Genomic DNA, 21,566 nt, shown 5'->3' with positions numbered 1-21,566 from the left:
ACCGGAAACCCGTTCTCTGATTCCGCTGCCAGGCCGCAAGCCGCATTCACACATTCATGATTGTGCCACGATCTAATGGTTTTGTGAAAGTCTTACGTTGTGCGACGCGCTTTCCGCTTCGCATAGGCCTTGGAGAACCAGATGCCTGCAAGCCCCACTGACGTTGCGAGGACAGCGGAGTAGTTGATCACCGAACGCAGCCAGAGGTGCACAGCAGGGATCAGGGGGAACAACTGGGACACCAGAAGCAGGGTCAGGCCCAGCATCAGCAACGCTGACGCTCCCCGGAGCAGGGCAGGAAAGCGGCCCGTGATTGTTCGCCAGATGGCAGGGAGCAGGCAGGCGGCAACGTACCCGGGGTAGAAGCGCCCCAACGCTGCGTAGGCTTCCATGGATGGACCCCATGTCAGGCCGTTCATGCCCACGGAAGATCCCCGGGTGTCGGTGATGACAAAGAAGAAAGTGGTCAGGGCTGCGATGACACCCAACACCGCAAGTCCCCACGGCCCGTGGATGGCCCGCCCGGCAGACTTGGAGTCGAACCCGGCAGCGACCTTGGTGCCCAGCAACAGGAACGTGCCGTAGAGGAGGAAGCGCAGGATCAGGTTGGTGACGTTCATGCCCCCCAGCACAGCGTCGATGGCCAGGTAGGGGGCCTCGATGCTAAGGAAGATATCCATGGTGATCAGGGCGAAAAGGTAGAACAGCACGCGGTTCTCGCCGCGCAGCGCGCTGGGAATGCGCGCCACTGTGATTGCCAGGCAAATCACCAGGGTTGCCCAGGGCAGGACAGCCGTCATCCGAGGTTCTCCCAAATTCTTTCAGTTCGTTCATGGTCTTGTTCCTGGCGCCGCAGGGTCTTCCCGAGGGCCTGAAGGCGTTCACCGGCCAGGGTCACCAGCTCTCCCAGGGTCATCCGGTCCAGTGCGTCCTGGCGCCCTTCGGCCGGCCAACCGGCTTCCGCTTCGGTGATCAGCCCGCCGGCCACCAGTCCGCCGGCCGGTCCCACCCCTGCTGCCCGGGAGGTGGCTATGGCCAGTTCCGGCGGAAGGCGGTTGGCTGTCAGGTGGGCGGAGAAGTTTTGTGGCGCAATCCCGGTGGCTTCGCTGACCCGGTGCCGCAATTCGCCGTCGTCGATCGCGTCCACCCAGTTGCGCACCGCGGTCGGGTGCGGTGTCCCGGAGAGTCCGGGCGGCGCAGCCTGCCCGGGTTCGCTGCGCTGCACCACGGCACGCAGAAGGTCGATCGTGGCGATCTGGCTGACCAGCTCCGCGGGCGTGGGAGGCACCGGATCTCCGTGCAGGACCGCGTAGAGGTCGAAGGTCGCCAGCTCCTGGACCGGATTGAGGCCGTAAGCCCGGCTGATGCTCACCAGCGTTGACTCGGCCACCTTTCCCCGGACCAGCTGCTGGGCAAGAGTGGTGCGTTTGATGCCGGACACCCTGCAGACATCAGCCGTGCTGGCGTCGGGCGCAACGTTGTGCAGCCAGCGCTGGAACGCCTTGGACTGTAAGGGCATGAAGGACTTTCTACGGGTCTGTAAGGGTGGTTCCAGCCATGCTCTGAAAGATTGCCGGAAGTGGGAGTACGAATCGATTTTACGCGGACGCCACATTGAATTATGCTTGTTTCTTGAACCCGCTGGTCCGTACACCCCCCAAGTCCGGACCGGCGGGTTTTTCCATGCCTGCCCACCGGCGGCAGGCCGCGAGAGGATTTAGAGAATGACTGCAACGTTGGTTGCCAAGGACCTGTCCGGCGGCCACGGCTACCGCACGCTCTTTTCCAAGCTGTCACTCACCGTTGCTCCCGGCGACGTCGTGGGCGTGGTGGGCGCCAACGGTGCCGGAAAGTCCACGCTGCTGCGCCTCCTGTCCGGAGTGGACCAGCCCCAGGGCGGCAAGGTCAGCCTTGCCCCGGCTGACGCTTTTGTGGGCTGGCTGCCGCAGGAACACGAGCGCACCGAAGGCGAAACGATCGCCGCCTACATCGTCCGCCGGACCGGTTGTGCGCGGGCAACAGCGGACATGGAAGCCACGGCCGAGGCTCTGGGTTCCGGGGCGCCCGGTGCCGATGATGCCTACTCGGTTGCCTTCGACCGTTGGATGGCATCCGGCGCTGCCGACCTTGAAGAAAGAATCCCTGCCGTCCTTGCAGACCTCGGCCTGGAAGTGGGCTCCGAGGCCCTCATGACGGGACTCTCCGGAGGGCAGGCTGCACGCGTTGCGCTCGCCGCCCTCTTGCTGAGCCGCTTCGACGTCGTCCTGTTGGACGAGCCCACCAATGACCTCGACCTTGACGGACTCGCCCGGCTGGAGGCGTTCGTCCAGGGCCTGCGTGGCGGCGTCGTGCTGGTGTCCCATGACCGCGAGTTCCTGGCCCGCTGTGTCACCACAATCGTGGAGCTGGACCTCGCGCAGAACTCCGTGGCCGTTTACGACGGCGGATACGAGGCTTTCCTGGAAGAACGGGCCATTGCCAAGCGCCATGCCCGGGAACGGTATGAGGAGTACGCCTCCACCAAGGCAGACCTCGTGGCGCGGGCACGCACGCAGCGTGAGTGGAGCTCCCAAGGCGTCCGGAACGCGATGAAGAAGAATCCGGACAACGACAAGATCCGCAGGGCAGCCAGTACGGAATCCTCGGAAAAGCAGGCGCAGAAAGTCCGCCAGATGGAGTCGCGGATTGCCCGGCTCACGGAAGTGGAAGAGCCGCGCAAGGAGTGGCAATTGCAGTTCAGCATTGGCCAGGCGCCGCGTTCCAGCGCCGTCGTGGCCACCTTGCGGGACGCCGTCGTACGTCAGGGCGACTTCACGCTGGGGCCGGTGAGCCTGCAACTCAACGGCGGCGAACGGATCGGCATCACAGGCCCCAACGGGGCCGGCAAGTCCACGCTGCTGCGGCTGCTGCTGGGGACGCGCGTTCCCGACGACGGCGATGCTTCCATGGGTGCCTCCGTCGCGGTGGGTGAGATTGACCAGGCCCGCGGACTGCTCGACGGCGGCAAAAAGCTGGTCGACGCTGTTGAAGCGGTGCTCGTGGACTGGAACAGCGCCGACGTCCGAACACTCCTGGCCAAGTTCGGCCTCAAGGCGGACCACACGTCCCGCACTGTCGACTCCCTGTCTCCGGGGGAGCGGACGCGCGCGGGACTGGCCCTGCTGCAGGCCCGCGGCGTGAACCTGTTGGTGCTCGACGAGCCCACCAACCACCTCGACCTGCCCGCGATCTCACAGCTTGAGGAAGCGTTGGAGAGTTACGATGGCGCTTTGCTGCTGGTCACGCACGACCGACGCTTGCTGGAGAACGTCCGGCTCGACTCCCGATGGCACCTGGAAAACGGCCGCGTCCAGGAGCTGCACCACACGCCAGGCCAGGAGAAGTAACCATGAGCATGGATGGCGTTGCCTGGAGCTCGCTGCATAAACTGACCCGCGCCCAAAGCGGCTCGCAGCCGTTCTCGAAGGAAACCCTGAAACGGGTCATGGCCTTCGCCGCGCCGCACAAGGGCAAGCTCATCGGGTTCGTCCTTGCCTCGATCGCGGGCGCCGTGCTGGCCGTCGCCACCCCTGTCCTCGCCGGGCAAGTAGTGGACGCCATCATCGGCAACGCCGGCGCTGGCACGGTGATCTGGCTTGCTGTCCTGATCGCCCTGGTCGCAGTGGGTGAAGCGGGCGTTGGGCTCGTGACCCGCTGGCTGTCCTCCACCATCGGCGAGGGCGTCATCGTGGACCTTCGCACCCGCGTGTTCGACCATGTCCAGCGGATGCCCATCGCGTTCTTCACCCGGACCCGCACCGGCGCGCTGGTGAGCCGCCTCAACAATGACGTGATCGGCGCACAGTCCGCGTTCGCCGGCACGCTGTCCGGGGTCGTCAGCAACGTGGTGGCGCTTGTCCTGACGCTCGCGGTCATGCTCAACACCTCGTGGCTGGTCACCGTGCTGGCCATGATCCTGTTGCCGATCTTCCTCATTCCCGCCCGGCGCATGGGCTCCAGGCTGGCCGATCTCCGGCGCGAGGCTGCTGCCCACAACGCGGCCATGGGCACCCAGATGACCGAGCGGTTCTCAGCCCCAGGCGCTACGTTGGTGAAGCTTTTCGGACGCCCGGATGAGGAATCACGGGAGTTCGCTGCCCGTGCAGGCCGTGTGCGGGACATCGGCATCCGCACGGCCATGCTGCAGTTCACTTTCGTCACGGCGCTGACCCTGGTTTCCGCCCTCGCTTTGGCCCTGGTTTACGGGCTTGGCGGTTGGTTGGCCATCGGCGGCCAGTTGGCGGCGGGCGACGTCGTGGTCCTCGCCCTGTTGCTGACCCGCCTCTACGCACCGCTCACCTCGCTGTCCAATGCCCGCGTGGAGATCATGAGTGCGTTGGTCAGCTTTGAGCGCGTGTTCGAAATCCTCGACTTGAAGCCGCTCATCACGGAAAAGCCCGACGCCGTCACCGTTCCGCCGGGGCCGGTGGCCATTGAGTTCGACGACGTGCGCTTCGCCTACCCCTCCGCGGAAAAGGTGTCCCTGGCCTCCCTTGAGGACGTAGCCACGCTTGATACCCGCGGCGGCGAAGAAGTCCTTCACGGCGTCAGCTTCCGCGTCGAACCCGGGGAGACGGTGGCGCTGGTGGGATCGTCGGGCGCCGGCAAATCCACCATCGCCCAGCTGCTCTCCCGCCTCTACGACGTCGACTCCGGTGCAGTACGGCTGGGCGGCACAGAAGCCCGGGACGGCGTGGACGTGCGCGATGTCCGCTTCGATTCGCTGCGGGACACCTTGGGAATGGTCACGCAGGACGGCCATTTGTTCCACGAAACCATCGCCTCCAACCTCCGCCTGGCACGGCCGGACGCCACGGAAGAGGACATGTGGGACGTGCTTCGCAGGGCGCGCCTGGAAGGCATGATCCGTTCCCTTCCCGATGGCCTGGAAACTGTGGTGGGGGAGCGCGGTTACCGGCTCTCCGGTGGCGAAAGGCAACGCCTCACCATCGCCCGGCTCCTGATCAAACAGCCGCGCGTCGTCATCCTCGACGAGGCCACAGCCGCACTCGACTCCACCAATGAAGCCGCCGTCCAAGCGGCCTTGGGAGAAGCGCTCGAGGGGCGCACCGCCGTCGTGATTGCCCATCGCTTGTCCACCATCCGCGCCGCGGATGCGATCCTGGTGGTTGAGGACGGCCGGATTGTGGAGCGGGGCACGCACACGGAGTTGCTTGCGGCGGACGGACGCTATGCGGAGCTCTACCGGACGCAGTTCGCCGAAGCTACGGCCGTGGCCCGCGAGTTCTAGCCCAACTGACTGGCATTAGGGGTTGCTCTGAGCCCTCAGAACAACCCCTAATGCCAGTTACTTCGGGGATTCGAGGGCAGGGAGGACGTGGTCCGTGAGCAGCGGTGCGAGGTCCTCCGGCCAAGGCTCCGTCACATCGAGCCAACGGATCTCAGCAATCTCCGCTGACGGGTGCGCCTCCCAGATGCCGGGCGCCGTGAAGACCGTGGCCTCGATGGTGGTGGCTTCCTCATTGGCGGCCACGGCATGCCAAACGCCCAAGGGCTCGAGGTCCGCGGGCGCCACATAGATGCCGACTTCCTCCAGCAGCTCGCGGGATGCTGCCTCCGCGGCATTCTCGCCGGCCTCGGGCTTCCCGCCGGGATGCATGAATTTTTCGGTGCCCCGCTTGCGAACGGTCAGGAGTTGGCCGGCCCGGTTGTAGACACAGACGGCACTGACCACGATCACGTTCATTGCGCTCTCTCCAAGTGCGATTCCAGCAGCAGGTCCTTCGCCGGGCCGTGGACGTCCCACGTGAAGCTGAAGGCATCCGGTCCTTGCCAGGAATAGCGGACGTGATAGTCGTCGGGGTCGCACCAGTGCTTGTCCGTGGCCAGGCCGGAGAAGCTCATCACGTGGAAAGGACGGCCATCAGGGAAGAACACGTCCAGGGTGCGCCGGTCGGCGCCGGGTTTCAGGACATACTCACGGAAAGCGGGGCCGGTGTGCGTGGGCCAGTGCATGGTTCCGTCTTCGCGGTAGTCCAGTCCGCCGTCGGGGTTCCTGGTGTAACGCACGACGCCGGTAAAGGTTCCGCGGGTGCCGGTGGCGCGGTCCAGAAGGGTTCGTTCCACGGACCATTCGCCGGCCAGGTAGGCCAGCAAGTCCTCCGGCGGCTGATGGTCCTTCAAGTGCCCTCGATTGGAATCGAACCAACGACACCGGCTTTAGGAGAGCCGTGCTCTATCCACTGAGCTACGAGGGCATGTTTCCTGGTCCTGGATTCCTCCGCGGAGAGGTCCAAGGCCCGGACACGACTACAAGCATACAAGCTGCCGGGGCAGTGCCCGAACACCGCTAGGCTGGCGGACATGAAAGGACAAGCGACTGCGCCGGAAGTGGCCGGAACTTTCCTCCCGAACGTTCGGAGCATCCGGGCAGGGATCGGTGGCTGGGCGCAACTGAGCGTTGTCCAGTACTTCGTGGCGGAGGCCGCTGTGATCGAGGCATGGGCGGGCCCGGAGCCCTACAGCCGCGCCACCGGATTCATTAGCGACCTCGGTGCCGTGTCCTGCGGGGTCTACGAGGACCGCGACGTTTGTTCACCCCTGCATCTCCTCATGAACGTGTCCTTTGTTGTGCAGGGACTGGCCCTGGTGTTGGGTGCGTTGTTCCTGACAGCGGGCCTGCTGTGCGTTGCCGCCCGACCGGGGGTTCCTGCCCGGCGCTTCCACACCAATTCCGTGCGGGTGTTGGCCAAGCCGTGGATCCTTGCCGTGGCTATCCGGATCCTTACGGGTGTTGCCGGCGTGGGGACGATCATCGTGGGCCTGGTTCCCGAGGACTATGGCTCGCCCTGGCATTTGGCCGGCGCGCTCATGTTCTTCATCGGCGGCGGGTTCGCGTTGCTGCTGTTTGGCTTCCTCTGGGTGAAGCAAACTCCGGTGAGCTGGTTCCTTGCCGCTTGCGGTGTTGTGTCCGTCGGGGCCCTGGTTGTTGGCGGCGTGACTGCCATGGATGTGCCCCAGCCGGGTTTGCTGGAGCGGTTCATGGCGTACCCGGTGACCGTCGGGTTGGCTGCGGCGGGCCTGGTGATCGCGCAACGCGTGCATCGGGAACGGCGTTTCCGTGCCCTGCAGGCCCGGTAGGGGTGCTCGCAGGTCCGGAACGGGTGCGACGGGCGGGAACGGTAGCGACACAGGTCCGGAAACGGGCGAGAACCATGCTCACAAGGGCTGCGTCGTGCACGGCCCAGGTCTATCCTTGGCGCTATGACGACGGCGGCTGGTCCGCGGGGCGGTGAACGGGGGCTTTTGCCGGACCTCGCAGGGCGACGCGAGCTTGTTGGAGGTTGGGCGGCGATCACGCTCATCCATTACTTCGTGGTGGAAGCGATTGCGATGGCTGCGTGGCGTGGCAACCCTGGCTACGACCGGCGCGAACACGTCATCAGCGACTTAGGGGCAGCACACTGTGGCCCGTTCAACGGCTACGAGGTCTGTTCGCCCCTGAATTGGCTGATGAACGCCTCGTTCGTGCTTCAAGGAGTGGCCATGGTGCTGGGAGCAGTGTTGCTGAGTTCGGCCGTATTGTCCGTGGCAGCGGAGCACGGGCAGCGAGCCATCACGCCAGCCATGGCAGGCAGGTCCGCCGAGGCTTTTCCCTGGATCGCGGCGTGGGCGGTACGTGCATTGGTCCTCGTTGCCGGGATCGGACAGGCAATGGTGGGCCTGGTCCCTGAGGACACGGACCTCGCGCTGCATCTGACCGGCGCCGGCATGTACTTCATTGCCGGACCGCTGGCCCTGGTGGTCCTGGGCCTGGTGTGGCGGGGGCACACGCAGATGTCTTGGATGGTCCTGTTATTCGGAGTGGTGTCCCTTGGAACCACGATCTACGTCCTGGCAGTCCAGTTGCGGGTGGAAGAGGCCGGCGCTATCGAACGCACCATGGCGTACCCCATCATCCTGGGCTTGTCATTGGTGGGCCTGGTGGTGGCCCGCCGTGTCACCAAGGAACGCAGGGCAGTCAGGACTTTGCGGCGCCCGGCCCTCCAGTAGCGTCCGGCCCTCCAGTAGCGTTCCGCCCTTTAGCAGCGTCCGGCCGTCCGGCGGAGGCAGCAGAATCCTTCCGCCCAAGGAACACCGCAGCCACACCACACAGCAAGCTGAGAAGGAACAGCACCCACGACGCAACGGTGACCGCCGACGCCACGGCCACCGAACCGGCGTCGGGCGCTTCCGCTGCCAGTACCGAATCGATGGCGACGTTCGACCACAAATGCGCCACGGCAAAAAGCAGGGGAGCCGCCCACATGGCCCACCGCCATGCTTTACGGGCAACGTTGGTGCCGATGAGCAGGAGCCAGCTGAAACCGAAAATCAGCGGAAACAGGGTCCCGGCGGTCTTGTGCACGTAGTTCAACTGTCCGCGTGCGTCCTCGTCCATGGCCGCGTGCAGTTGGGCGATGTAGTCCTGCGAGAAGCCTCCGATGAGCGAGTCGGGCATGGCCAGGCCACCGGACAACTGGGTCATCTGGTTCAGGGTGAGCAGGTGCAGGTACCAGAACAGGAAAAGGCTGGCCACCACGCCGGCGATGACAATCAGTTTCGAGTTGCTCTGTGCCTTTTGGGGCGTCCGGGCGGTGGTGGGATTAATGACGGGCGGCAACGAGTGTTCCGGAACCACTGCCTTTGCTCCGTGTTTCTTGATGCGCTGCGCTGGGGTCTTGGCCATGTGATTCATTATCCCGCCACATAAGCTGGAACCATGACCATCGGCAGGCACACAGCAACTGAACTCGATCCATCCCTCGACGATTACCAACTGGCCAGCGCTTTGGTCCGCGAGGCAGGCCAGCTCGCGCTCCTGATGCGGATGGGCGGCCTGCAGGGCGAACGCAAAACCTCGGTGTCCGACGTCGTCACTGCAGCCGACCGGGCCGCTGAAGCCTACGTGCTGGAACAGTTGCGCCGCTGCCGGCCGGATGACGGAATCCTTGGCGAGGAGGGCGCATCGGTAGCCGGGACCAGTGGCCGGACGTGGGTGATCGATCCCGTGGATGGCACGTACAACTTCCTGCACGGCTCCACTTACTGGTGCTCGGCCATAGCCCTCAAAAGGAACGATTCGGACCACGGGGGCAATGCCGTGGCGGATCCTTCCGTGATCCTCGGCGCCATCTACCAGCCCGAAACGGACAAGCTCTGGCTCGGCGGCGAAGAACGCGCAGCAACCCTTAACGGCGAAGCGATCTCCGGTTCGGGTGATACCTCAGTGAGCCAACTGTGCGCGGCCACGTACATCCATCCGACCTGGCTCGCCGACCCCCGAACCGCCATGCCGTGGCATGCAGCCGCCATCACCGCAGCATCCTTGCGGATGTTCGGTTCAGGATCCTGTGACCTTGGCCGCGTCGCCGACGGTGAACTCGGGTGCTGGTTCCAACACAGCTGCCCCGAATGGGACTGGCTTCCGGGCAAAGCGATCGTCCGGGCTGCCGGCGGGGACACCGCGGTGGTGCAGGTCAACGGGCTGAATTGGTTCGTGGCGGGAGGCTCGACGGCGGTCAAGGAGTTGAGCGCGGCCCTTACCTCAGTGCCGCAGTTCGCTTAGTTCGCCTGGCTTTCAGTGGCCCGGTCCCGTCCACGGACCGGGCCCGGGCCAAGGAGTGTCAGACCCACCGCCTAGACTGGTAGGCACCATGGATATGTTGTTTGACCCATACGCAGACGGACCCTTCAACGCAGGCCCCCGGGCCGCAGTCAAGGCTGCGCCGGAGCTTTCCCGCCCCGGTGGTGGTGCGGGAGGCGCCCGGGTGGGAACGGACAACAGCGGCCCGGGGGAGGCCCCCGGCTCGGGCGGCTGGGGTCATCACGACGGCGGGATGCCGGCCGCCGATGCGCTTCTCCAGGGGTTGAACCCGCAGCAGGAAGAAGCCGTGAAGCATGCCGGCAGCCCCCTGCTGATCGTGGCAGGTGCCGGCTCCGGCAAGACCCGCGTCCTCAGTAACCGCATTGCCTACTTGATCGCCACCAAGCGGGCGCATCATGGCGAGATCCTGGCTATCACCTTCACCAACAAGGCCGCCGCGGAGATGCGCGAACGTATCGAAGCCTTGGTGGGCGGCCGGGCCAAGGCCATGTGGATTTCCACCTTCCACTCCTCCTGTGTCCGCATTTTGCGGCGTGAGGCGGCCAACGTCGGGCTGAACTCCAACTTCTCCATCTACGATTCCGCGGACTCCCTGCGGCTCATCACGCTCGTGGCCAAGAACCTGGACCTGGATCCCAAGAAGTTCCCGCCCAAGGCAATCCAGCACAAGATTTCGGCGTTGAAGAACGAGCTGGTGGACGATGATTCCTTCGCGTCCTCGGCCAACTACAACGATCCTTTCGAAACTGCGGTCGCCGAGGTCTTCAAGGGCTACACGCAACGTTTGCGGCAGGCAAACGCCATGGACTTCGATGACCTTATTGCCCAGACCGTCTACATGTTCCGGGCATTCCCGGCGCTCGCGGAGTCGTACAGGCGGCGCTTCCGGCACGTCCTGGTGGATGAATACCAGGACACCAACCACGCCCAGTACGCCTTGGTGCGGGAGATCGTGGGACTGGGCACTGACACGGATGTGGCCCCCAGTGAACTGACGGTGGTGGGCGATTCCGACCAATCCATTTATGCCTTCCGTGGCGCGGACATCCGCAACATCGTGGAGTTCGAACACGATTACCCGAATGCGCGGACCATCAAGCTGGAGCAGAATTACCGCTCCACCCAGAACATCCTCAGCGCAGCCAACGCGGTGATCTCCCGGAACCCCAACCGGCAGGAAAAGCGGCTGTGGACGGCCGAGGGCGACGGCGAGAAAATCATTGGCTACGTCGGTGAAAACGAACACGACGAAGCCCAGTTCATCGCCAAGGAGATCGACCGGCTGCAGGACGAGGAAGGGCTGCGTCCGGGCGATGTGGCCATCTTCTACCGCACCAACGCGCAGTCCCGGTCCATCGAAGATGTGTTGGTTCGCGTCGGCTTGCCGTACAAGGTTGTGGGCGGCACCCGGTTCTACGAACGCAAGGAAATCAAGGACGCCCTGGCTTACTTGCGTGTTCTGGTGAACCCGGACGACGACGTCAATTTGCGCCGCGTGTTGAACGAACCCAAGCGCGGGATCGGAGACCGCGCGGAGGGTGCCATTGCCGCCCTCGCAGAGCGTGACCGGACTTCCTTTATGGACGCTGCCCGCCGGGCGGACCAGGCACCGGGAATGGCCACGCGTTCGGTGAACGCAGTGTTGGGCTTCGTGAAACTCCTGGATGACCTCGCCGAGGTTGCTACGGGTTCGGGAGCGTCGGCTGCGTTGGAAGCCGTCCTTGAACAAACCGGCTATCTTGCGGGACTCCGTGCCAGCAACGATCCCCAGGACGAGTCCCGCGTAGAGAACCTCGCCGAACTTGTTGCGGTTGTCCGGGAATATGAGCGGGACAACCCGGAAGGGACGCTGGGTGAGTTCCTGGAACAGGTTTCACTTGTTGCCGACGCCGACCAGATCCCGGACGCCCCCGGCGCCGACATCGATGCCGCTGTTGCCGAGGCGAAGCGCCTGGGCGTTGTCACGCTCATGACGCTGCACACGGCAAAGGGCCTGGAGTTCCGCGTGGTGTTCCTGACCGGCATGGAGCACGGAATCTTCCCGCACCAGCGCTCGGCCACGGACCCGAAGGAACTCGCTGAGGAGCGCCGCTTGGCTTACGTAGGCCTCACGCGTGCCCGTCAGCGGCTGTATGTCACCCGCTCCGAGGTCCGCAGTATGTGGGGCCAGAGCCAGTACAACCCGGCCAGCCAGTTCCTGCAGGAAATTCCTTCGGAGTTGGTGGACTGGAAGCGTGAAGGAACCAGCCGCCAGGTGGGAGGGTGGGGCAACGCGCCCATCGGGTCCAAGCAATACGGCGGGTCATTCTGGGGTGCGGGAGGCTCGCGCGGCGCTGCCGCCAGCCCAACGGCGGGTTTCGACGCCGACGTTCCGGCCGCCGTCGCACGCACCCGAGTGCAGCCGCAAAAGGAAGTCATTTCCGTGGCCGTCGGGGACAAGGTCAACCACACCAGCTTCGGCAACGGCGTGGTGCTGGGCGTCGAAGGCGCCGGGGACAAGACCGTGGCGAAGGTGAAGTTCGACGTCGGCGAGAAGCGGCTGCTTCTGCGTTACGCACCGCTGACCAAGCTTGATGCGTGACACCCACGGCATAATTGGTCGCATGCGACGGACTGTATTGGGGATCCTTGCCGCCTTGCTCCTGCTGGGCAGCACGGCGTGTTCCTTCTCCACCAAGGATCCCAACTACGTTCCGCCGGAGCCTTTGCCTCCCTTGGAGCAGTTGAAGCAGGTCCCGGTCACGGAGCAGACCACCCTGGCTGCAGGCAATGACGTAACGGCCTTTGTGACGCCGGACCGCAACATCGTCTGTGCCATGACGTCGGCCAGGGGCGGCCACCTCAACGTGCCCTACGAGCCGAACAGCTACTCGGACTCGGCCAACAACAAGTTTGCCGTGGTTCCGGTGGTCCATTGCGAGCTGGCGGCGTACCCCAAGCCCGAGGTGGATGACGTCGCCGATGACTGTGGCGGCACCGGCCTGGGATACCTCGGCGGCACGGTCTTGTTGACTCCGGACAGTGCCGTGTACGGCTCGTGTCGCTCCGGCGTAACACAGATGGAGGCGGAGTTCGGCCCCAAAGGCAGCAAGGACGGACCCGTCTCGCAGCTTCGGGAGTTGAGCGAAGGGCAGAACATTGAGCGCAACGGCCTGCGTTGTTCGGCCTACAACAGCGGGGTTGCCTGCGGAAACGTTTCCGGCGGGGTGGCGTTCTTCGTCAGCCGCGAGGGCTACCAGCTGGTTTCCGACGGCGGCAAGACGGTCCGCGGGAGCCTCAAGGAACTTTCCTGAACACCGCCGGGGCTTCCGGAGGGCCAAAAATCCCCGTTATCACGGGGATTTTCTACGTTCCATAGAAGTGTAAGCTTACTCACTTAACCGGTAGTGTGGGAGGGGCGGGACTCCTCAAAGGGCTAAAGTTCCGAGAGGACCTTACGCAATGTGACCGGACGTTGATTCGGATTTTCGCTGCGTACTTTCCGCAGCTGGCTTCGCGTCATCGCGGTTCCGGCTGGACAGAAACTACTTCGACGTAGAAGGACACTAAACCGTGGACCTGTTTGAATATCAGGCGCGCGATATGTTCGAAGCGCACGGTGTACCCGTGCTCGCCGGCATCGTGGCGCACACTCCTGAAGAAGCGAAGGCAGCTGCTGAGAAGATCGGTGGCGTTACTGTCGTCAAGGCACAGGTTAAGGTCGGTGGCCGCGGCAAGGCTGGCGGCGTGAAGGTTGCCAAGTCCGCTGATGAGGCGCTTGAGCACGCAACCAACATCCTGGGCATGGACATCAAGGGCCACACCGTCAACAAGGTGATGATCGCCCAGGGTGCCGACATCGCGGAAGAATTCTACTTCTCGGTCCTCTTGGACCGTGCAAACCGCAACTACCTGGCCATGTGCTCGGTTGAGGGCGGCATGGAAATCGAGCAGCTCGCCGTCGAGCGTCCCGAAGCCCTGGCCAAGGTTGCCATTGATCCCGCAGTCGGCATCGATCAGGCCAAGGCCGATGAAATCGTTGCAGCCGCAGGCTTTGCCGAAGAACTCCGCGGCAAGGTTTCCGATGTGATCCTGAAGCTGTGGGACGTCTTCAAGAAGGAAGACGCCACCCTGGTTGAGGTGAACCCCTTGGTCCGCACGGGTGCAGGCGAGATCGTTGCCCTGGACGGCAAGGTCTCCCTGGACGAGAACGCAGATTTCCGCCACGTCCACCACGCTGAGCTGGAGGACAAGGAAGCAGCTGACCCGCTTGAGGCCAAGGCAAAGGCGCAGGACCTCAATTACGTGAAGCTGGACGGCGAAGTCGGCATCATCGGCAATGGTGCCGGTCTTGTGATGTCCACCCTCGACGTCGTTGCTTACGCCGGCGAGAACCACGGCAACGTGAAGCCCGCCAACTTCCTTGACATCGGTGGTGGAGCTTCCGCTGAGGTCATGGCCAACGGCCTTGACGTCATCTTGGGCGACTCCCAGGTCAAGAGCGTCTTCGTCAACGTCTTCGGTGGCATCACCGCTTGTGACGCAGTCGCCAAGGGCATCGTGGGCGCACTGGCAGAGCTCGGTTCTTCCGCGAACAAGCCGCTGGTTGTTCGCCTCGACGGCAACAACGTCGAAGAGGGCCGCCGCATCCTGACCGAGGCCAACCACCCGCTGGTTACCCTGGCCGCCACCATGGACGAGGGCGCCGACAAGGCCGCCGAGCTCGCCAACGCAGCTAAGTAAAGGGACGCGAGAATGTCTATCTACCTCAACAAAGACTCCAAGGTCATCGTTCAGGGCATCACGGGCGGCGAAGGCACCAAGCACACCGCACTGATGCTCAAGGCCGGCACCAACATTGTTGGCGGCGTCAACGCCCGCAAGGCCGGCACCACGGTCCTGCACGGCGACAAGGAAATCAACGTCTTCGGCACCGTCAAGGAAGCCATGGCTGAAACCGGCGCAGACGTCTCCATCGTCTTCGTTCCGCCGGCTTTCACCAAGGACGCCGTTGTTGAAGCCATCGAAGCCGGCATCGGCCTCGTCGTGGTCATCACCGAAGGCGTTCCGGTTCAGGATTCTGCCGAGTTCTGGGCCCTCGCCCAGTCCAAGGTTGACGCCGACGGCAAGCAGATCACCCGCATCATCGGACCGAACTGCCCCGGCATCATCACCCCCGGTGAAGCATTGGTCGGTATCACCCCGGCCAACATCACCGGCAAGGGCCCCATCGGCCTGGTTTCCAAGTCCGGTACCTTGACCTACCAGATGATGTACGAACTCCGCGACCTCGGTTTCTCCACTGCGATCGGCATCGGCGGTGACCCGATCATCGGCACCACCCACATCGACGCCCTGGCTGCGTTCGAAGCCGACCCGGAGACCAAGGCGATCGTCATGATCGGTGAAATCGGTGGCGACGCTGAAGAGCGTGCAGCCGACTTCATCAAGGCCAACGTCACCAAGCCTGTTGTGGGCTACGTGGCAGGCTTCACGGCTCCCGAAGGCAAGACCATGGGCCACGCAGGCGCCATCGTCTCCGGTTCCGCCGGAACCGCACAGGCAAAGAAGGAAGCCCTTGAAGCAGCAGGCGTGAAGGTCGGCAAGACGCCGTCCGAGACCGCCAAGCTCCTGCGCGAGGTTTACGCAGCGCTCTAGTTTTTACGGCTGACCCACGACGGCGGCCCGTCACCTTTCCAGCGAAAGGTGGCGGGCCGCCGTCGTGCTTTAAGCGAACCGCCGCGAACGACCGGCACCGGGTGTACCCAAAGTTCCACACGTTTGTTAGTATGTCAGGACAAATTTCTGGAAAGGACACCTCCATGCCCCTGGTACGCATTGACGTCAACGAAGGCCGCACCCGCGAAGAGTTGGCAACCATAAGCCGCACCGTCCATGACGCCATCCTGGCCGAATATGGAATCCCCGAGCGCGACTACTTCCATATCCTCACCGAACACCCGCAGGGTCAGATCGTCGCCCAGGACGCGGGCCTCGGTTTTGAGCGTAGTTCCGGGGTGGTCATGATCCAGATCTTCACCCAGGGCGGCCGCAGCCAAGATGCAAAGAGCGCCCTCTTTGCGGCGATTGCGAAGGGCTTGGGCGAGGTGGGGATAGCCGGTGAGGACGTCTTCGTGGGCTACGTGGAGAACACTGCAGGGGACTGGTCGTTCGGCTTTGGCCGCAGCCAGTATGTCACCGGCGAGTTGGCTGTGCCGGCCAAATAACCGGGCCCTGTGTCACGTTGTAAATATGTCAGTACAAACCTTTGACAGGACATTAAATCTGGTGCAAAGTAGTCATGTGGCCCCGCTCACTGAGGGGTAGCAAGGCATTGGGGCCCAGCGCTCAAAGGTTCAGAGTTCCAAGAGAAAGGTCAACGAGTACCGTGACCCACGAACTGCTCACAATCGGGCGCATCAGCGTTGATATCTACCCGAACGACATTGGAGTCGGGCTGGAGGATGTAACCTCCTTCGGCAAGTACCTGGGAGGTTCGCCCTCCAACGTGGCCGTTGCTGCCGCCCGCCACGGCCGCCGCACCGGCGTGATCACCCGCACCGGCGATGATCCCTTCGGCAGCTTCCTGCACCGCGAACTGCGCAAATTCGGCGTGGACGATTCCTTCGTCACGCCGGCGGCCGGGCAGACTCCCGCCACCTTCTGTGCGATCAAGCCCGCAACGGATGAATTCCCGCTGTACTTCTACGGCCGGTTCCCCACGGCCCCGGACCTGCAGATCAAGGCCGAAGAGCTGGACCTGGACGCAATCCGGGACGCCGGGATCTTCTGGTCCACCGTCACCGGCCTCTGCCAGGAGCCTTCCCGCAGCGCCCACATCGCGGCGCACGAGGCACGCCCCCGGACCGGCCTGAAAGACGGCCAGTTCACCATCCTGGACCTCGACTACCGGCCAATGTTCTGGGCATCCGAAGAGGAAGCCCGCGCCGAGGTTGCCAAGATCCTCCCGCACGTGACGGTCGCGATCGGCAATGACAAGGAATGCGCCGTGGCCGTAGGGGAGGGAACTCCTGATGAGCAGGCGGACCGCCTCCTGGCCGCCGGCGTGGAGATCGCCGTCGTGAAGCTTGGCGCGGAAGGCGTCATGGCCAAGACCCGCACCGAGCGCGTGGTTTCCGCACCCGTGCCGGTGGAGACGGTCAACGGCTTGGGCGCCGGTGATTCTTTCGGGGGAGCCTTCTGCCACGGCTTGCTGTCCGGCTGGCCTCTGTCCGAGGTTCTGGACTACGCAAACGCTTCCGGTGCGATCGTCGCATCCCGCCTCTCTTGCGCGGATGCGATGCCGACGCCGGACGAGGTTACCTCGCTGCTGGCCGAACGCGGCCGGCCCATCCCCGGCGCATCCGCCGCACTCGCAGAAGGAGCCGTGCGTTGAGCCTCAACGATGACCCCCGCCGTTACGAACACCTGAGCCGGATCCGGCTGGAGGACCCGCAGGCCGTAGCCCGCGCAGCCGCCACCCGCCGTCGTCATCCCGGCCTGAAGCACGGCGTGCAGAACTTCATTGTTGCCGCCGACCACCCGGCCCGCGGCGCCCTCGCCGTCGGCAGCGACCCGATGGCCATGGCCGACCGCCGCGATCTTTTGGACCGTCTGCAGATCGCTTTGGCTAACCCGGCCGTTGACGGCATCCTGGCCTCGCCGGACATCATGGATGATCTGCTGCTGCTCGGCGCCCTCGAAGGCAAGCTCGTCTTCGGTTCCATGAACCGCGGCGGCCTTGCTGGCCTGGTGAATGAGTTCGATGACCGTTTCACGGGCCACACCGCCGCAGCCCTTGAGGCGCTCGGTGCCGATGGCGGCAAGATGCTGACCCGCATCTGCCTGGGCGATCCGGACACGGTGGCTACCTTGGAAGCTACGGCGAAGGCGATCGATTCGCTCGCCGAGCGGAAGCTGATCGCCATGGTGGAGCCGTTCCTGTCCGTGCGCGACGCCAACGGCAAGGTCCGCAACGATCTCCGTGCCGATGCCGTGATCAAGTCTGTCGGCATCGCCGAGGGCCTCGGTTCCACCAGCGCCTACACCTGGATGAAGCTGCCCGTGGTGGCCGAGATGGAACGCGTCATGGCCTCCACCACGCTGCCCACCGTGCTGCTCGGCGGTGACCCCGACGGCAGCCCTGATGAAGTCTTCGCATCGTGGCAGGCCGCGCTGGCGTTGCCCGGCGTGCAGGGCCTCACCGTGGGGCGGACGCTTCTGTACCCGCACGACGGCGACGTGGCAGGTGCCGTCGCGACGGCCGCCTCGCTGCTGAACAACACTGAGCCCGCGGCACTGGACGCCGCAGGGCTCACCTCGTCAGACCGTATCCCCGTGAAAGTATCGGAGTATCTCGCCATGCGGACCATAACCGGAACAGCAACCCGTCGGATGACCGTGGCGCAGGCCGTGGTCGAGTTCCTGTCCAAGCAGTACACCGTTGATTCGGTGGGTGGCGTGGACTTCTGTGAGCGCCTGATTCCGGGCACATTCGGCATTTTCGGGCACGGCAACGTTGCCGGTGTGGGCCAGGCATTGAAGCAGTATCAGGCCGCTGACCCGTCCATCATGCCGTACTACCAGGGCAGGAACGAGCAGGCCCAGGTCCACCAGGCTGTGGGTTATGCCCGGCACACGCGCCGCCGCCAGACGTTCGCGATCAGCACCTCGATCGGTCCGGGGTCCTCCAACCTGCTCACCGGTGCAGCCCTGGCTACGACCAACCGGCTGCCGGTGTTGCTGCTTCCGTCTGATACGTTCGCGACCCGTGCCGCTGACCCTGTGCTGCAGCAGCTCGAGCTGCCATACGCGTACGACATCACGGTCAATGATGCGTTCCGGCCGTTGTCGAAGTTCTTTGACCGGGTGAACCGTCCGGAGCAGTTGTTCTCCGCGTTCCACCACGGCCTGCGGGTGCTGACGGACCCGGCCGAGACCGGTGCGGTGACTATTTCGTTGCCGCAGGATGTCCAGGCGGAGGCGTTTGATGTTCCCGAAGAATTCCTGGCCGAGCGGGAGTGGCGCATCCGCCGTCCCGAAGCCGAAGATGATGACATCCGCCGTGCCGTGGAAGCGATCCGTGCAGCGAAGCGTCCGCTGATCATCGCCGGTGGCGGTGTTCTCTACGCGTACGCCAATGAGGAACTGGCGAAGTTCGCGGAGCTGACCGGTATTCCGGTGGGCAACACGCAGGCCGGTGTCGGCGTGCTCCCGTGGGACCACAAGCACTCCCTTGGCGCGATCGGTTCCACGGGAACGACGGCGGCGAACGCCATCGCTGCCGAAGCGGACCTGATCATCGGTATCGGCACCCGCTACGAGGACTTCACCACCGCGTCCCGCACGGCGTTCCAGAACCCGGACGTGAAGTTCGTGAATATCAACGTCGCCGCGATCGACGCGTACAAGCACGGCACGCACCTGCCCATCGTGGCCGATGCCCGCAAGGCGCTCGTGAAGCTGAACCAGGCCCTGGGTGGCTACCGCGTGGGCGCTGACCTGGAGCAGAAGGTCGCCGCCGAAAAGAAGCGCTGGGACGCGACCGTGGATGAAGCGTTCGAGACACGCTTCACGCCGTTGCCGGCTCAGAACGAAATCATCGGTGCCACGAACAAGGCCATGGACGCCCAGGACGTGGTGATCTGCGCAGCCGGGTCACTGCCCGGTGACCTGCACAAGATGTGGCGGGTCCGGGACCCGTTCGGGTACCACGTGGAATACGCGTACTCCTGCATGGGCTACGAGATCCCCGGTGGTTTGGGCGTCAAGCGTGCAGCGCTTGCCGAGGCAGCAGCAGGCGGCCCGGAGCGGGATGTGGTGGTCATGGTGGGGGACGGCTCCTACCTGATGATGCACACCGAACTGGTCACCGCCGTCGCCGAACGCATCAAACTGATCGTGGTGCTGATCCAGAACCACGGCTACGCCTCCATCGGCTCCCTTTCTGAGATGCTGGGTTCGCAGCGTTTCGGTACCCAGTACCGGGTGCTGGACAAGGAACAACACTCCTTCGACGCCGGCGAGAACCTGCCCATCGACCTCGCCACGAACGCCGAATCCCTCGGCGCGAAGGTCATCCGGATCGAACCGGGCGAGAAGGTCATCGCCGAACTCGAACAAGCCATCCGCGACGCCAAGGCAGCCCCCGATGAGACCGGCCCGATCGTGATCCACGTCGAATCCGATCCGCTCCTGGACGCCCCGTCCTCAGAGTCCTGGTGGGACGTGCCCGTCTCGCAGGTCTCCGAACTGGAATCCACGCAGCAGGCCTACAAGACCTACACCGACCACAAGAACCGCCAGCGCAAACTGCTCGGCTAGAACCCAGACATCCGCCCCTAAAGCTTGAAGACGAGGAAGTCCGCATGTCGACGACGACCACCACTTTGACCACTATCAACCACTTCATCAACGGTGCTGAGTCAGCCGGTGAAGGTGACCGCACCCAGCCGGTGTACAACCCGGCCACGGGCCAGGTCACTGCCGAGCTGCGCCTGGCGAACGGGAATGACCTGAACACCACGGTCGCCGCAGCCCGGAAAGCCGCCGACTCCTGGGGTGACATTTCCCTGGCCAAGCGCACTGCGGTGCTGTTCAAGTTCCGTGAACTCGTCGCAGCCCACGTGGACGAACTCGCTGAACTGATCACGGCCGAGCACGGCAAGGTCCTCTCCGACGCCAAGGGCGAGATCGGCCGTGGCCTGGAAGTCATCGAGTTCGCCTGCGGCATCCCTACCTTGCTCAAGGGTGACTACTCGGACCAGGTCTCCACCGGCATTGATGTGTTCTCCTTCCGCGAACCGTTGGGTGTGGTGGCCGGTATTACCCCGTTCAACTTCCCGGTGATGGTGCCGTTGTGGATGGCCCCGATGGCCATCGCCACCGGCAACGCGTTCATCCTCAAGCCCTCCGAGCGGGACCCGTCCCCGTCGCTGCTGCTCGCCAAGCTGTGGCAGGAAGCGGGCCTGCCTGATGGTGTGTTCCAGGTTCTGCACGGCGGCAAGGAAACCGTTGATGGGCTGTTGACTCACCCGGACGTGGACGGTATCTCCTTCGTGGGCTCCACCCCGATCGCCCAGTACGTCCACGAAACCGCCACGAAGCACGGCAAGCGGGTCCAGGCACTGGGTGGGGCGAAGAACCACGCGATCGTGCTCCCGGACGCTGACCTGGACAACGCCGCGGACCACCTCGCCGCCGCTGCTTTCGGCTCGGCGGGGGAGCGCTGCATGGCGATCTCCGTGGCCGTCGCCGTCGGGGACGCCGCTGACCTGCTGGTGAAGAAGGTCGAAGAACGCGCCCTGGCCGTGAAGGTCAACAACGGCACCGAACCTGGCGCCGAAATGGGCCCGGTCATCACCCCCGCCTCGAAGGAACGCATCGTCAAGATAGTCACCGAAGCAGAAAGCGCCGGTGCCGCGATGGTGGTGGACGGCCGCGACCTGGTCGTCCCAGGCCACGAAGACGGCTTCTGGGTAGGCCCCACCGTGATCGACCACGTCAAGACCGAAATGAGCGCCTACACCGAGGAAATCTTCGGACCCGTCCTGGTGGTGGTCCGCGTGGACACCCTCGAAGACGGCATCAAGCTGATCAACTCCAACCCGTACGGCAACGGCACCGCGATCTTCACCTCCTCGGGAGCGGCGGCACGGAAGTTCCAGCGCTCGGTCACCGTGGGCATGATCGGGATCAACGTGCCCCTGCCCGTCCCGGTGGCCTACCACTCCTTCGGCGGCTGGAAAGCCTCCCTCTTCGGCGACAAGCACATCTACGGACCCGAAGGCGTCTCCTTCTACACCCGCGGCAAGGTAGTCACCTCCCGCTGGCCCGAAACCCACCACGCCTCCGGCGCCTCCTACAACTTCCCCTCCAACTAGCCCCCACCTCCGCTGCCCCGGCACCAAAGCCGGGGCAACGGAGGCTATCAAGAAAGACA

General features: G+C 64.3%; 18 protein-coding genes, 1 tRNA gene and 1 pseudogene. 14 read left to right on the top strand and 6 right to left on the bottom strand.

Annotated features, from left to right (window positions below):
- Nucleotides 1-92: 92 nt before the first annotated feature.
- Both HMI59_RS16515 and HMI59_RS16510 read right to left on the bottom strand, forming a co-directional pair.
- Nucleotides 93-800 (bottom strand): hypothetical protein, encoded by a 708-nt coding sequence (locus HMI59_RS16515; RefSeq protein WP_193591905.1) that lies wholly within the window; start codon nt 798-800, stop codon nt 93-95.
- Complete coding sequence (locus HMI59_RS16510; protein ID WP_021473642.1) at nt 797-1,519, bottom strand: hypothetical protein; 723 nt, start codon at nt 1,517-1,519, stop codon at nt 797-799. Before HMI59_RS16510 ends, HMI59_RS16515 begins: the two co-directional genes overlap by 4 nt.
- A gap of 205 nt (nt 1,520-1,724) precedes the next feature.
- Here HMI59_RS16510 and HMI59_RS16505 point away from each other — a divergent pair, with 205 nt between their 5' ends.
- Together HMI59_RS16505 and HMI59_RS16500 are read left to right on the top strand one after the other, a co-directional pair.
- The gene (locus tag HMI59_RS16505; protein WP_193591904.1) at nt 1,725-3,386 is read left to right on the top strand and encodes an ABC-F family ATP-binding cassette domain-containing protein; all 1,662 of its coding nucleotides are present in this window, start codon (nt 1,725-1,727) and stop codon (nt 3,384-3,386) included.
- Between the two features lie 2 nt (nt 3,387-3,388).
- Nucleotides 3,389-5,290, top strand: coding sequence for an ABC transporter ATP-binding protein (locus HMI59_RS16500; protein ID WP_193591903.1), 1,902 nt, complete (start codon nt 3,389-3,391; stop codon nt 5,288-5,290).
- A gap of 57 nt (nt 5,291-5,347) precedes the next feature.
- Here HMI59_RS16500 and HMI59_RS16495 read toward each other — a convergent pair whose 3' ends face one another.
- The 3 genes from HMI59_RS16495 to HMI59_RS16485 all read right to left on the bottom strand — a co-directional run bounded on the left by HMI59_RS16495 (nt 5,348) and on the right by HMI59_RS16485 (nt 6,257).
- Complete coding sequence (locus tag HMI59_RS16495; RefSeq protein ID WP_193591902.1) at nt 5,348-5,746, bottom strand: NUDIX domain-containing protein; 399 nt, start codon at nt 5,744-5,746, stop codon at nt 5,348-5,350.
- Nucleotides 5,743-6,183 (bottom strand): DUF6314 family protein, encoded by a 441-nt coding sequence (locus HMI59_RS16490; RefSeq protein WP_193591901.1) that lies wholly within the window; start codon nt 6,181-6,183, stop codon nt 5,743-5,745. The genes HMI59_RS16495 and HMI59_RS16490 overlap by 4 nt, the downstream gene beginning before the upstream one ends.
- A 1-nt stretch (nt 6,184) precedes the next feature.
- Nucleotides 6,185-6,257: transfer RNA gene (locus tag HMI59_RS16485), tRNA-Arg, on the bottom strand.
- A 106-nt stretch (nt 6,258-6,363) separates the two neighbouring features.
- Between HMI59_RS16485 and HMI59_RS16480 the strand changes: the two genes are divergently transcribed.
- Nucleotides 6,364-7,140: a DUF998 domain-containing protein gene (locus tag HMI59_RS16480; RefSeq protein ID WP_193591900.1), complete on the top strand. Its 777-nt coding sequence runs from the start codon at nt 6,364-6,366 to the stop codon at nt 7,138-7,140.
- A gap of 123 nt (nt 7,141-7,263) precedes the next feature.
- Complete coding sequence (locus HMI59_RS16475; RefSeq protein WP_193591899.1) at nt 7,264-8,052, top strand: DUF998 domain-containing protein; 789 nt, start codon at nt 7,264-7,266, stop codon at nt 8,050-8,052.
- On the opposite strand, the gene HMI59_RS16470 is transcribed toward HMI59_RS16475, so the two are convergent.
- The gene (locus HMI59_RS16470) at nt 8,021-8,728 is read right to left on the bottom strand and encodes a hypothetical protein (RefSeq protein WP_227471423.1); all 708 of its coding nucleotides are present in this window, start codon (nt 8,726-8,728) and stop codon (nt 8,021-8,023) included. The two genes, HMI59_RS16475 and HMI59_RS16470, sit on opposite strands and share 32 nt — an antisense overlap.
- 33 nt (nt 8,729-8,761) lie before the next feature.
- On the opposite strand from HMI59_RS16470, the gene HMI59_RS16465 reads away from it, so the two are divergent.
- From HMI59_RS16465 to HMI59_RS16425, 10 genes and pseudogenes are all read left to right on the top strand, one after another.
- Nucleotides 8,762-9,607: an inositol monophosphatase family protein gene (locus HMI59_RS16465; protein WP_193591898.1), complete on the top strand. Its 846-nt coding sequence runs from the start codon at nt 8,762-8,764 to the stop codon at nt 9,605-9,607.
- An 88-nt stretch (nt 9,608-9,695) separates the two neighbouring features.
- Nucleotides 9,696-12,227 carry a DNA helicase PcrA gene (gene pcrA, locus HMI59_RS16460; protein ID WP_193591897.1) on the top strand — a complete coding sequence of 844 codons (2,532 nt, stop codon included), beginning with the start codon at nt 9,696-9,698 and terminating at the stop codon, nt 12,225-12,227.
- A 22-nt stretch (nt 12,228-12,249) separates the two neighbouring features.
- The gene (locus HMI59_RS16455) at nt 12,250-12,939 is read left to right on the top strand and encodes a hypothetical protein (protein WP_193591896.1); all 690 of its coding nucleotides are present in this window, start codon (nt 12,250-12,252) and stop codon (nt 12,937-12,939) included.
- Between the two features lie 259 nt (nt 12,940-13,198).
- Nucleotides 13,199-14,368 carry an ADP-forming succinate--CoA ligase subunit beta gene (sucC, locus tag HMI59_RS16450; protein WP_021473631.1) on the top strand — a complete coding sequence of 390 codons (1,170 nt, stop codon included), beginning with the start codon at nt 13,199-13,201 and terminating at the stop codon, nt 14,366-14,368.
- Between the two features lie 12 nt (nt 14,369-14,380).
- Nucleotides 14,381-15,283, top strand: a complete 903-nt coding sequence (gene sucD, locus HMI59_RS16445; RefSeq protein ID WP_069696159.1) for a succinate--CoA ligase subunit alpha — start codon at nt 14,381-14,383, stop codon at nt 15,281-15,283.
- 164 nt (nt 15,284-15,447) lie between these two features.
- Nucleotides 15,448-15,852 carry a tautomerase family protein gene (locus tag HMI59_RS16440; protein ID WP_021473629.1) on the top strand — a complete coding sequence of 135 codons (405 nt, stop codon included), beginning with the start codon at nt 15,448-15,450 and terminating at the stop codon, nt 15,850-15,852.
- A 161-nt stretch (nt 15,853-16,013) separates the two neighbouring features.
- Nucleotides 16,014-17,021, top strand: coding sequence for a 5-dehydro-2-deoxygluconokinase (gene iolC, locus HMI59_RS16435; protein ID WP_193591895.1), 1,008 nt, complete (start codon nt 16,014-16,016; stop codon nt 17,019-17,021).
- Nucleotides 17,018-17,923 (top strand): annotated as a pseudogene (locus tag HMI59_RS25745) (deoxyribose-phosphate aldolase); the annotation flags it as partial. The gene iolC and the pseudogene HMI59_RS25745, both read left to right, overlap by 4 nt.
- A 96-nt stretch (nt 17,924-18,019) precedes the next feature.
- Nucleotides 18,020-19,948 (top strand): 3D-(3,5/4)-trihydroxycyclohexane-1,2-dione acylhydrolase (decyclizing), encoded by a 1,929-nt coding sequence (iolD, locus tag HMI59_RS16430; protein WP_193593798.1) that lies wholly within the window; start codon nt 18,020-18,022, stop codon nt 19,946-19,948.
- A gap of 44 nt (nt 19,949-19,992) precedes the next feature.
- Complete coding sequence (locus tag HMI59_RS16425; RefSeq protein ID WP_166187693.1) at nt 19,993-21,507, top strand: CoA-acylating methylmalonate-semialdehyde dehydrogenase; 1,515 nt, start codon at nt 19,993-19,995, stop codon at nt 21,505-21,507.
- Nucleotides 21,508-21,566 lie beyond the last annotated feature (59 nt).

The organism is Paenarthrobacter sp. YJN-5, assembly GCF_015040095.1.
In the GTDB taxonomy this organism is placed as follows: Bacteria; Actinomycetota; Actinomycetes; order Actinomycetales; family Micrococcaceae; genus Arthrobacter; species Arthrobacter ureafaciens.
The sequence above is the reverse complement of the archived record's forward strand: the minus strand, read 5'-3'. Positions and strand labels throughout refer to the sequence as shown.

What these genes read in the sequence shown, in the direction of transcription:
- HMI59_RS16455 (WP_193591896.1), top strand. Translation starts at nt 12,250, where the DNA reads ATGCGACGGACTGTATTGGGGATCCTTGCCGCCTTGCTCCTGCTGGGC.
- HMI59_RS16465 (WP_193591898.1), top strand. Translation starts at nt 8,762, where the DNA reads ATGACCATCGGCAGGCACACAGCAACTGAACTCGATCCATCCCTCGAC.
- HMI59_RS16475 (WP_193591899.1), top strand. Translation starts at nt 7,264, where the DNA reads ATGACGACGGCGGCTGGTCCGCGGGGCGGTGAACGGGGGCTTTTGCCG.
- HMI59_RS16440 (WP_021473629.1), top strand. Translation starts at nt 15,448, where the DNA reads ATGCCCCTGGTACGCATTGACGTCAACGAAGGCCGCACCCGCGAAGAG.
- HMI59_RS16425 (WP_166187693.1), top strand. Translation starts at nt 19,993, where the DNA reads ATGTCGACGACGACCACCACTTTGACCACTATCAACCACTTCATCAAC.
- HMI59_RS16500 (WP_193591903.1), top strand. Translation starts at nt 3,389, where the DNA reads ATGAGCATGGATGGCGTTGCCTGGAGCTCGCTGCATAAACTGACCCGC.
- iolD (WP_193593798.1), top strand. Translation starts at nt 18,020, where the DNA reads ATGACCGTGGCGCAGGCCGTGGTCGAGTTCCTGTCCAAGCAGTACACC.
- HMI59_RS16470 (WP_227471423.1), bottom strand. Translation starts at nt 8,728, where the DNA reads ATGGCCAAGACCCCAGCGCAGCGCATCAAGAAACACGGAGCAAAGGCA.
- HMI59_RS16510 (WP_021473642.1), bottom strand. Translation starts at nt 1,519, where the DNA reads ATGCCCTTACAGTCCAAGGCGTTCCAGCGCTGGCTGCACAACGTTGCG.
- HMI59_RS16495 (WP_193591902.1), bottom strand. Translation starts at nt 5,746, where the DNA reads ATGAACGTGATCGTGGTCAGTGCCGTCTGTGTCTACAACCGGGCCGGC.
- sucD (WP_069696159.1), top strand. Translation starts at nt 14,381, where the DNA reads ATGTCTATCTACCTCAACAAAGACTCCAAGGTCATCGTTCAGGGCATC.
- HMI59_RS16505 (WP_193591904.1), top strand. Translation starts at nt 1,725, where the DNA reads ATGACTGCAACGTTGGTTGCCAAGGACCTGTCCGGCGGCCACGGCTAC.
- HMI59_RS16515 (WP_193591905.1), bottom strand. Translation starts at nt 800, where the DNA reads ATGACGGCTGTCCTGCCCTGGGCAACCCTGGTGATTTGCCTGGCAATC.
- HMI59_RS16480 (WP_193591900.1), top strand. Translation starts at nt 6,364, where the DNA reads ATGAAAGGACAAGCGACTGCGCCGGAAGTGGCCGGAACTTTCCTCCCG.
- pcrA (WP_193591897.1), top strand. Translation starts at nt 9,696, where the DNA reads ATGGATATGTTGTTTGACCCATACGCAGACGGACCCTTCAACGCAGGC.